This is a genomic window from Inquilinus sp., assembly GCF_057815775.1.
In genome coordinates, this window is record NZ_JBYRFX010001078.1 from 1 (window position 1) to 10,335 (window position 10,335).

At 69.7% G+C, this 10,335-nt stretch carries 12 protein-coding genes; 3 read left to right on the forward strand and 9 right to left on the reverse strand.

Translation table 11 applies throughout. The features are described from left to right. From AC3XYG_RS38620 to AC3XYG_RS38650, 7 genes are all read right to left on the reverse strand, one after another. Positions 1 to 274 (reverse strand): FAD-dependent oxidoreductase (locus AC3XYG_RS38620; RefSeq protein ID WP_489145217.1); only part of this gene is annotated, 274 nt, incomplete at its 3' end. Between the two features lie 149 nt (positions 275 to 423). Further along, positions 424 to 1,029: a PadR family transcriptional regulator gene (locus tag AC3XYG_RS38625; protein ID WP_489145218.1), complete on the reverse strand. Its 606-nt coding sequence runs from the start codon at positions 1,027 to 1,029 to the stop codon at positions 424 to 426. A 137-nt stretch (positions 1,030 to 1,166) separates the two neighbouring features. Next, complete coding sequence (locus AC3XYG_RS38630) at positions 1,167 to 1,715, reverse strand: GNAT family N-acetyltransferase (protein ID WP_489145219.1); 549 nt, start codon at positions 1,713 to 1,715, stop codon at positions 1,167 to 1,169. An 88-nt stretch (positions 1,716 to 1,803) separates the two neighbouring features. Further along, positions 1,804 to 2,973, reverse strand: coding sequence for a helix-turn-helix transcriptional regulator (locus tag AC3XYG_RS38635; protein WP_489145220.1), 1,170 nt, complete (start codon positions 2,971 to 2,973; stop codon positions 1,804 to 1,806). Between the two features lie 547 nt (positions 2,974 to 3,520). Beyond that, positions 3,521 to 5,380, reverse strand: a complete 1,860-nt coding sequence (gene cobT, locus AC3XYG_RS38640) for a cobaltochelatase subunit CobT (protein WP_489145221.1) — start codon at positions 5,378 to 5,380, stop codon at positions 3,521 to 3,523. Positions 5,381 to 5,522: 142 nt separating this feature from the next. Further along, positions 5,523 to 6,503, reverse strand: a complete 981-nt coding sequence (gene cobS, locus AC3XYG_RS38645; RefSeq protein WP_489145222.1) for a cobaltochelatase subunit CobS — start codon at positions 6,501 to 6,503, stop codon at positions 5,523 to 5,525. Between the two features lie 70 nt (positions 6,504 to 6,573). Further along, positions 6,574 to 7,155: a J domain-containing protein gene (locus tag AC3XYG_RS38650; RefSeq protein ID WP_489145223.1), complete on the reverse strand. Its 582-nt coding sequence runs from the start codon at positions 7,153 to 7,155 to the stop codon at positions 6,574 to 6,576. Between the two features lie 179 nt (positions 7,156 to 7,334). Between AC3XYG_RS38650 and AC3XYG_RS38655 the strand changes: the two genes are divergently transcribed. Beyond that, positions 7,335 to 7,619 carry a BolA family protein gene (locus AC3XYG_RS38655; protein WP_489145224.1) on the forward strand — a complete coding sequence of 95 codons (285 nt, stop codon included), beginning with the start codon at positions 7,335 to 7,337 and terminating at the stop codon, positions 7,617 to 7,619. Here AC3XYG_RS38655 and AC3XYG_RS38660 read toward each other — a convergent pair. Continuing rightward, complete coding sequence (locus tag AC3XYG_RS38660; RefSeq protein WP_489145225.1) at positions 7,616 to 8,194, reverse strand: TetR/AcrR family transcriptional regulator; 579 nt, start codon at positions 8,192 to 8,194, stop codon at positions 7,616 to 7,618. The genes AC3XYG_RS38655 and AC3XYG_RS38660 overlap by 4 nt on opposite strands. A 176-nt stretch (positions 8,195 to 8,370) precedes the next feature. Here AC3XYG_RS38660 and AC3XYG_RS38665 point away from each other — a divergent pair, with 176 nt between their 5' ends. Beyond that, on the forward strand, positions 8,371 to 9,144 hold the full coding sequence (locus AC3XYG_RS38665) for a glucose 1-dehydrogenase (protein WP_489145226.1): 774 nt from the start codon (positions 8,371 to 8,373) through the stop codon (positions 9,142 to 9,144). A 2-nt stretch (positions 9,145 to 9,146) separates the two neighbouring features. Here the strand turns inward: AC3XYG_RS38665 and AC3XYG_RS38670 are convergent, their stop codons facing one another. Continuing rightward, positions 9,147 to 9,998 (reverse strand): LysR family transcriptional regulator, encoded by an 852-nt coding sequence (locus tag AC3XYG_RS38670; protein ID WP_489145227.1) that lies wholly within the window; start codon positions 9,996 to 9,998, stop codon positions 9,147 to 9,149. On the opposite strand from AC3XYG_RS38670, the gene AC3XYG_RS38675 reads away from it, so the two are divergent. Continuing rightward, the coding region (locus tag AC3XYG_RS38675) for an alcohol dehydrogenase catalytic domain-containing protein (protein WP_489145228.1) at positions 9,997 to 10,335 on the forward strand (339 nt) is incomplete at its 3' end. The two genes, AC3XYG_RS38670 and AC3XYG_RS38675, sit on opposite strands and share 2 nt — an antisense overlap.

Consider the following 10,335-nt stretch of genomic DNA (forward strand, 5'->3'; position numbering starts at 1 on the left):
ACCCGACCGGCAGAGGGGCGAAAGCGTCGCCATGCCGGTCGCGGATGGTCAGGGGGGTGCTGGTCGTCCCGGCCGTGGCCAGGGCGTCCGCCAGGCCCAGCTGTTCCAGCACGGCCATGCCGTTCGGGGCGACCTGCAGCCCACCGCCGATGTCGGCGCGATGCGGATAGGCCTCGTGCAGGGTGGCGGCGATACCGGCCTTCTTCAGGAACAGGGCCAGGGCCGGGCCGGCGATGCCGCCGCCGATGATCAGGACATGGGGGTGCGCAGGCATGGGGTCTCCGCATGCTGGTTTCGCGGAGCCCAAGACGCTAACCTTCCGATGTCGGTCCGAAGGCGCTTGGCGGGTTCCGCCGGGTGTTCAGGGCGATGGCCCGGGGCGGTGTTGCCGCACTGCTCCGGGTTTCTTCCGTCGGGTTCAGCTCATGGCCGCGCCTCCCGCTCGGCGTGCCAGCCGCGCCAGAACGCCAGGCCGTCCAGGCTGCCGCCGCGGATGCGCGCGGCGAGATCCGCCACGAAGCGCCGCTCCGTCTCCAGCATCGCCAGCTCGTAATCGTGCTCGACCAGGAACAGCGCCGGCAGCCCGGCCCCGGCGGCCTTCGACAGCTCGGCCCGGCTCACGGCGATCGTCGCGTCCAGCCGGACCAGGCGCTGTTCCAGCAGGGGCGCCACCGCCTCCGGCGGCAGCACCGGCAGCAACGACAGCCCGGCCTCGAACAGCGGGTATTCCTTGGCCGGGTGGCTCAGCATCGCCGTCATCCAGCGGATCAGCGTCTCCTGGCCGGGCGGGGTGATCGCGAACACCGTCCGCTCCGGCCGCTTGCCCTGCCGCACCGTCTCGCGCGCCAGGATCAGCCCGTCGCGCTGCAGCGCCGCGATCACGGTGTACAGCGAGCCGTAGCGCAGCTTGATGCTTTGCTCCTTGCCGCGCTCCTTCATCGTCGCCGCCATCTCATAGGGATGCATGTCGCGCTCGAACAGCAGGGCGAGCACGGCGAGGGCAAGCGGGCTGGAGGGATGGTCGTGCACCTTCATATCCGTAGACGTATATTCGTCTACGGATATTGTCCAGAGTCCTGGTCCCTATTCCCCTGATGCCATATGGATCAGCGGGAACGGCTTGCCCATGCCGTCGACCGCCGAGTGGCCGGGGCGGATGGCGATGGTCATGGCTGGCCTCCGGCGCTGCGGCCGCGCCAATGCTCGCGGGTCTGGCCCCAGATCTCGTAGTCCCTGGTGTCATGCGGGGCGGGCAGCCGGCCGGGGCCACGCAGGGCCGATCCCAGCCGGCGCGCCACCTGCTTGGATGGCTCGTTGTCCGGTGCGATGCAGTGGATCACCTCCGCCCAGCCGAGATGGTCGAAGGCCCAGTCGATCGCCGCGGTCGAGCCTTCGGTGGCATAGCCCTTGCCCCAGGCCGACCGGACCAGGCCCCAGCCCACCTCGGTGCTGGGCCAGCCCTCCGGCTGCCAGGGGCCGAGCCTACCGATCCAGTGACCGGTCGCCTTCTCGATCACCGAGAAATTGGAGAAGCCCTGCATTGCCCAGGCCCCCGCCATGGTCATGAACCCGCGCCAGGCCACGGCGCGCGGCTGGGCGCCGCCGAGGAAGCGGGCGCTCTCCGCGTCGGCCATCATCCCGGCCCAGCCCTCGAAATCCTCCGCCTGGATCGGGCGCAGGATCAGGCGGTCGGTTTCCAGCAGCAGATCGGACATGGCAGGCTCGGGTCTCGGGCGCGCCAGAACAGCCGAGCCGGCTTGATCGGTCAAGCCGGGCGTCGTCTCCCGACTGCCTGCAAGCTGCTCAGCGGCCGGAGGCGATATCCGTGGTGGCGAAGCTGTGCAGCAGCAGGCGGACCAGGTCGGCCTGGCGATGCGTCTCGGTCTTCTCGAACACATGCTTCAGGTAATAGCGCGCCGTGCCGGTGGAGATGCCGAGTGCCTCGGCCGCTTCGGCCGGCCCGATGCCATCGGCGATCAGTGCGGCCAGGGCGGCCTCGCGCCGGGTCAGGCCATAGCTGCTGACCAGCCCTTCGGTGTCGATGCGCATGCGCCGGTCGGGGTCGGAGATCAGCACCGCCACGCCGCGCGCATCCTCCCGGCCGACGCCGTAGCCCGCGGCCGGCGACGGCACGACGGTCAGCACCAGCGGGCCCGCGGGCGGCCGGCGCGACACCGGCAGGCGCAGCACCGGGTCGTTGCCGCCGCGGATGACGGCATCGATATCGTCCGGGCCGCCGCCGAGCGCCATCGCGGCGGCGATGGCCTGGTGCAGCGCCCGGGTCTGCGCTGGCAGGGCCGTGGCGATGCCGTAGCCATCGACCAGCAGCCCGTCGCGCGCCGCGACCACCGCCTCCGCCCGCTCGTTGCGGAAGGTCGGCCGCCCCCGGCGATCGAGCAGGATCAAGCCGACGCCGAGCGCGTCGATGGCGGCCAGGGCGCCGGCGGCACGCGGGTCGACGCGGGACAGGCGGCGGTTCAGCTTGCCGGCCTTGGCCAGGTGGGGCACCAGGGTCTGCAGTGTGTGCAGCTCGGCATCGTCGAAGTCGCGATCCCCCAGCGGGCGGCAGACGCGGACGGCGGACCAGCCGCCGGCCCCGCGCCAGGGCACCGCGACGGCGGCCAGACCGCCGCCGATCGGCCGAATCAGGCTCTGGTAGAAATCCGTGCGCTCATAGTCGGGCAGCGGGATCATCGAGGATTGCGGCAGGACGGTCCCGGTCGGGAACCGGCCCATCTGCTGGCTCCAGAAGTCGCTGTGCAGAATCTGGTCGCAGCGGCCGCTGTGGCGCGCATCCATGTGCGAGCAGGTGGCCAGGTCCACCCTGTCCCCGGTTGCGGTGGTGAACACGGCGTGGGTGCCGCCGACGAGGTCGCGGACGGCGTCGAGGCATTGCGGCCAGTCGTCCGGCTCCAGCGCAGCGTCATAGATCTGCTGCACCGTGCGCAGAATGGCCTGCGCGTTGCCGGTCACTTTGCCGTCCCTCCGCCTGCCCGCCACCGGCAGTCCCGCGTGGACGCAGGCCGAGATTGTTGTCCGATCCGTGCCCGTGCCGGCAGCCGATTTTTCAATTGGTCCTGGCTCACCGTCACCTCCCTCTCTAAATCGTCCCAGAAAAGGAAAATATGACTACTCAATAGATGATCCGCGGGGCGGCCGATCTATTCCCGCGTCCCTCACGATAACACAGAAAAATCGCTGTCCGCCTTCCCCGGATCCAATAAACACTGGCTTCGAGGACTCTCTCCATGATGGCCATCATTGTGGCGGGATATGGACATCCCGCGGCGGGCGCCGGGCAGGCGACACGGCAGCCCGGCCATGACCGGACTCCGGGTGACTCCGATCCGGATGGGATCGCTGTGGGCCGGGACTCAGAGATCGTTTGGAAACGCGCTGGTGTGAGCCGGCTGGCGGTGGTTTCGAGAGCCGGCGCGCAGCGGACATGGTCGTCCGTGAGCACCGGAAGCGCAGAAACCGCCGTCAGACGGCCGCACCAGTAGCGTTTCCGAACAGTCTCCTAGCCTGCCCGGCGCATCGCGGTCGGGCCCTTCTTCGGCTCCTCGTCGAATAGCTCGGCCAGCTTGTCGATCATGGTGCCGCCCAACTGCTCGGCGTCGACGATGGTGACGGCGCGGCGGTAGTAGCGGGTGACGTCATGGCCGATGCCGATCGCCACCAGCTCCACCGGCGACCAGCGCTCGATGTATTCGATCACCTGCTTCAGGTGCCGCTCGAGATAGTTGCCGGGGTTGACCGACAGGGTCGAGTCATCGACCGGTGCACCGTCGGAGATCACCATCAGGATCCGCCGCTGCTCCGACCGCGCGGCCACGCGGTTGTGGGCCCACAGCAGCGCCTCGCCGTCGATGTTCTCCTTCAGCACGCCCTCGCGCAGCATCAGGCCCAGATTCTTGCGGGCCCGGCGCCAGGGGGCGTCGGCGGATTTGTAGATGATGTGGCGCAAATCGTTCAGCCGGCCCGGATTCTGCGGCTTGCTCTGCTGGATCCAGCGCTCGCGCGCCATGCCGCCCTTCCAGGCGCGGGTGGTGAAGCCGAGGATCTCGACCTTCACGCCGCAGCGCTCCAGCGTCCGCGCCAGGATATCGGCGGCGATCGCGGCGATGGTGATCGGCCGGCCGCGCATCGACCCGGAATTGTCGATCAGCAGGGTCACCACCGTGTCGCGGAAATCGGTGTCCTGCTCCATCTTGAAGGACAGCGGCGTCAGCGGGTTGATCACCACGCGCGCCAGCCGGGCGGCATCCAGGATGCCTTCCTCCAGGTCGAAATCCCAGGACCGGGTCTGCTTCGCCATCAGCTTGCGCTGCAGCCGGTTGGCCAGCTTGGAGATCACGCCCTGCAGGTGCTGCAGCTGCTGGTCCAGCATCAGGCGCAGCCGCGACAGCTCGTCGGCGTCGCACAGATCCTCGGCCGCCACCAGCTCGTCGAACTGGGTGGTGAAGGCCTTGTAGTGCAGCCCGGTCGGGTCGAACGGCCCGGTCTGGTCGTCGCGCCAGGGCTGGCCCGGCGCGTCGGTGTCCTCGGTGGCGAATTCGTCGGCGTCGTCGGACGCGTCCTGCTGCTCGGCGCCCTCGGCATCGGTCTCGTCGCCGCTCTCGGGGTCGCTGTCGCTGTCCTCGGCGGTGGCGCTGACCTGCTCGCCCTCGCGGCCCTCTTCCTCGGGCTGCTCGCCCTGCGACTTCTCGTCGTCCTCGCCGTCCTCGTCCTCCTGCATCTCGTCTTCCTGGCCGATCTCGATGTCGAGTTCGGACAAGAGATGCTTGGCACGGCGGGCATAGGCCTCCTGGTCCTCCATCGCGTCGGCCAGCTCGCTCAGCGACCGGCCGATGCGGCTTTCCAGCCAGGACTTCCACAGCTCGGCGGCGTGGCGGGCGTTCGGCGGCGGCTTCTCGCCGGTCATCGCCTCGCGCGCGATCAGCCGCACCGCCTCGGCCAGCGGCACCTGCTCGCGCTCGGTGACGCGGTCCAGCCCCTGGCGCTTGTAGCGGTCGTCCAGCGCCGCGGCCAGGTTGCCGGCAACGCCGGCCATCTGGGTGGCGCCGATCGCCTCGCAGCGCGCCTGCTCCAGCGCCTCGAAGGCGGCGCGGGCGATGTCGCCCTGCGGCATGCGGGCGGCGTGCAGCTTGGCGTTGTGGTGGCGCAGGCGCAGCGCCACGGCGTCGGCGGCGCCGCGCACCTTGGCCACCTCGGCCGTGGTCAGCAGGCGCGAGGGTTGCGGCAGCCGGGCGCGGGTGCCGGCGACACCCGGCGGCTCGCTGGAATAGGCGACGGTGACGTCGGGCCGTTCGGAAATGGCCCGCACCGTCGCCGTGGTGGCGCGCTTGAAGACCTCGATCGGGCTGTCGTCCTGGGGCATCGCCTGCTTCGTCTCTACGGCTCTCGCCGATCTTCCCAATCTGTCATGCCCGGGCTTGATCCGGGCATCCAGAGGCTGTCGACATCCTCTGGATTGCCGGGTCAAGCCCGGCAATGACAGCAAAACCTATGAACGTCGCGCCTTACGCCAGATGGGCGCGGACGCCGCTTTCCGGCAGTTCGGTGCCAAAGCAGCGCTGGTAGTATTCGGCCACGGTCGAGCGCTCGACCTCGTCGCACTTGTTCAGGAAGGTCAGGCGGAAGGCGAAGCCGATATCGCCGAAGATCCGGGCATTCTCGGCCCAGGTGATCACCGTGCGCGGCGACATGACGGTGGAGATGTCGCCGCCGATGAAGCCGGCGCGGGTCAGATCGGCCAGGCGGACCATGGCGTTGATCTTGGCGCGGCCCTCCTCATTGTCGAAATCCGGCACCTTGGCCAGCACGATCTCGACCTCGGCATCATGCGGCAGGTAGTTCAGCGTGGCGACGATCGACCAGCGGTCCATCTGGCCCTGGTTGATCTGCTGGGTGCCATGATACAGGCCGGTGGTGTCGCCCAGGCCGACGGTGTTGGCGGTGGAGAAGATGCGGAAGGCCGGATGCGGCTTGATCACCCGGTTCTGGTCCAGCAGGGTCAGCTTGCCCTCGACCTCCAGCACGCGCTGGATCACGAACATCACGTCCGGCCGGCCGGCGTCGTATTCGTCGAACAAGATGGCGCAGGGGTTCTGCAGCGCCCAGGGCAGGATGCCCTCGCGGAACTCGGTCACCTGCTTGCCGTCGCGCAGCACGATGGCGTCCTTGCCGACCAGGTCGATGCGGCTGATGTGGCTGTCCAGGTTGACGCGGACGCAGGGCCAGTTCAGCCGGGCGGCGACCTGCTCGATATGGGTCGACTTGCCGGTGCCGTGATAGCCCTGGATCATCACGCGGCGGTTGTGCGCGAAGCCGGCCAGGATCGCCATGGTGGTGTCGCGGTCGAAGCGATAGGCGCTGTCGACATCCGGCACGTGCTGCGTCGCGGAGGAGAAGGCGGGCACCTGCAGGTCGCTGTCGATGCCGAAGGTCTGCCGGACGGAAACCTTGATGTCGGGCAGCGTGGTGGAGGTGTCAGCGCTCATGATCCAGTCGAAGTCCAAATTCCAGAGGTAACGGAGTACGGGTAGCGTACGCAGTACGCCGGGTCACGGGTTACGAGGCAAAGCCGGCTTTCAACACGGTATAGGCGTGGTTGATGCTCTTGAACTTCTCCTCGGCATCGCGGCTGCCGCCATTGGCGTCCGGGTGATGCAGTTTGACAAGCGTCTTGTAGCGCGCCTTGAGCGCTTTCAGGTCGAAAGGAGGAGCGATTTCGAGCGTTTTCATCGCGCTCTCGTGCTCGGTCAGGGGCCGGCCTTGCCGTTCTTCCTCCTGCGCCTCGGCGCCGGCGCGGAACGGATTGTCGCCCGCGCCCTCGGCGAAGCTGTGATAGATCCGGTCGCGCAGCCGCTGCTCGGCGCGCCAGCTGCCCATCGGCCAGGTCGGCCGGTCCCACACCGTGTCGCGGCGGGCCTCGCTCTCGATCTGGTCGGGGCTCATGCCCTGGTAGTAGTTCCAGGCGCGGTTGTACTCCCGCACATGCTCCAGGCAGAACCACCAGTACTCGTTCAGGTGCTGCCGCGATTTCGGCGCCCGGAATTCCCCGGTGTTGGCGCAGCCCGGGTGGTCGCAGCGGCGCGTTTCCGGCGCCGGCTCCTCGAATGCCCGGTGATATCTGCGGTTCGCGGTGGCCATGGGGCGAGTATGGGGAGGGGCCATTCGCCTGACAAGCCGATGCGGTGGGGATCTGCGTTGTCGCCGTGTCGCAGCATCGGCGCTTGCGTCATAGGCGGATAGGAGGGCAAGCCCTCCCAGGGTCCGCCCGGCTCTGCTATCACGGGCGGGCAAGCCCGGAACGGAAAAGGTCAGGACCGATGCAGATCGCCGATCGGATGCGCCGCAAGATCGAGGATGCGCTGGCCCCGGCGCAGCTGGAGATCATCGACGACAGCCACCGCCATGCCGGCCACGCCGGCCATGACGGGCAGGGCGAAAGCCATTTCCGGGTGCGGATCGTCGCCGAGGCCTTCACCGGCAAGTCGCGGGTCGAACGCCAGCGCCTGGTCTACGACCTGCTGGCGGCGGAGCTGAAGGACCGGGTGCACGCCCTGTCGCTGACCACCCAGACGCCGGCGGAATCGGCCAAGCTCCAGGCCTAACCTTCCGCCAGCGCGACCAGCTTCGCGCGTACCGCCGCCAGGATCTCGTCCGACAGCGCGGGGTCCGACACGGCGCGGGACAAGGCCACGGCGCCGACCAGGGCGCTGGCCGCCAGCAGCGCATCGGCCCGGGTGGCCGCCGGGTCCTTCGCCCGCTGCATGATGCCGACATTGTCCAGGTTGGTCTTGAACTGGCGGGTGAAGGCCGTCCGCGGCCGCTCGTCCAGCCGCCCGGCCTCGCCGGCCAGCGCCGCCACGGCGCAGCCGGTCGCCGGCTCGTCGCGGTGCGCCGGGTCCAGATAGGCCGCGACGAAGGCGGCGTAGTCGCGCGGCTTGCCATCCGGTTCGGTGGTGGTGGTCTTCACCCGGCTGTTGCCCAGCGCCATCTCCACCGCCTCGGCCACCAGATCGCCGCGTGAGGCGAAGTGGCGGTAGAAGCCGCCATGGGTCAGCCCCGCTTCCTTCATCAGGTCGGCGACCCCCAGGCTGTCGACCCCCGACTCGCGGAAATGCGCCGCCGCGATCCGCAGGATCCGCTCGTGGCTGTCCGCCTTCTCTTCCCGGGAGTGGCCCATGACGATTCTCTTTCTCGGCCGTGATTGACAATCAGGATGATGGACATCATCTTCCTGATGTGGATGACGGTCATCATACAGAATATGGGATCACCGGACCATCATTCCAGGCCGCCGCCGGGACCGCCCGGGGCGGCGCGATGCAGTCGACGCCCGGATGGGCGCAGGAGATCGTGATGAGGTTGCAGGACAAGGTTGCGCTGATCACCGGTGGCAATGCCGGCATCGGCCTGGCGACGGCCCGGCGGTTCGTGGCCGAAGGCGCGCGGGTGGCGATCACCGGCCGCAACCGCGAGACGCTGGACGCCGCGGCGCGTGAGCTGGGCGACGCCGTGCTGGCGCTGCAGGCCGACACGACGGATGTCGCGGCGATGGAACGGGCGGCGGCCGAGGCGGCGCAGCGCTTCGGCAAGCTCGACATCGTCTTCGCCAATGCCGGCATCGGCGGCACCACCCCGATCGGCCAGACCGCGCTGGCGCAGTTCGAGCAGATCCTCCGGGTCAACCTGACCGGGGTGTTCTTCGCGGTGCAGGCGGCGCTGCCGCATCTGAAGGACGGCGCCTCGATCATCCTGAACGGCTCGGTGCACAGCGTGTACGGCTCGCCCGGCTGGTCGGCCTATGCCGCCAGCAAGGGCGGCGTGCGGTCGATGGGCCGGGTGCTGGCCGCCGAGCTGTCGCCGCGCGGCATCCGGGTGAACGTGGTGTCGCCCGGCGCCACCGACACCGAGATCTGGGATGCCGTGGCGCCGACGCCGGAGGCCCGGGCGGCGCTGGAGCAGCGCATCACCCGTGGCATCCCGCTCGGCCGCTTCGGCAAGGCCGAGGAGGTGGCGAACACGGTGCTGTTCCTGGCCTCGGACGAGTCCAGCAACGTCCAGGGCACGGAGATTTTCGTCGACGGCGGCGGCTCCGGCGCGCCGTATGGGGCGCCGGTGTATCGGAGCTGAGCCTACCTCGCCAGCTCCCCCACCAGCATATCCAGCAATGCCCGCAGCCGGGCCTGGCGGCGCAGGTCGCGGTGGAAGCCGATCCAGACGTCGCGGCCGGGCGGGGCCTCGCCGAGGTCGATCGCCTGCAGGCCCGGCTCGGCGTCGCCCAGCGGCCGGGGCAGCACGGCGAATCCGGCGCCGGCGGCGCAGGCCCGCGCCTGGGCCTCGCGGTTGTTGCTGCGGAAGGCGATGCGGGCGCGTGGCAGCAGCCGGGTCAGCCAGCCGACATCCGGCAGTGCCTCGAAGGCGGTGTCCATGGTGACCAGGGCGCTGCCGGCGCCGTCGCCGGCCACCGGGGCCGGGGTGCCCGCCGCGGCGTAGAGGGCGTAGGGCACATGGGTCAGGCGGCGCTGCACCACCTCGGGTTCGTCGAAGGGCCGGATCCGCACCACCAGGTCGGCCTCGCGCCGGGCCAGGCTGAACAGCCGGCTGTCGGTGATCAGCTCGACCGTGACGCCGGGATGGGCGCGGGTGAAGCCGGCCAGGACCGGGGTCAGCACCCGGGCGCCGAACCAGTCCGATGCCGAGACCCGCAGCATCCCCTCCAGCGCCCGGCCCTGGCCGGCCAAAGTGCGCTCGAAGGCGATCGCCTCCTCCTCGATGCGCTCGGCATGGGCCAGCACGGCCTCGCCCTCGGCGGTCAGCACGAAGCCGTCGCGGGTGCGCTGGAACAGGGTCTGGCCGACCGCCTGCTCCAGCGCCCGCAGCCGCCGGCCCATGGTCGGCTGGGTCTGGCCCAGCTGCCGGGCCGCGGCGCCCAGCGTGCCGGACCGCGCCACCGCCAGGAAGATCTTGACGTCGCTCCACTCCATGCCGGGATCATACAAAAATGCATGGGATTCGAACATTCTCTTCGATTTCGGATCGGTCAGGCATGGCCCATCTCTCGGGCCTCGACCGAAAGGATCAAGCCATGACCGAAGTCTCCTATATGCGCGCGCTGGTGCTCGACCGGCCGGACGCGCCGTTCCGCCTCGCCGAACTGGCCCGGCCGTGCCGGAAGCCGGCCAGGTGCTGGTGCGGATCGCCGCCAGCGGCGTCAACCCGCTCGACCTCAAGATCCGGGCCGGCGCCGCGGCGCATGCCCGACATCCGCTGCCCGGCATCCTCGGCATCGACCTCGCCGGGACGGTGGCGGCGGTGGGGCCC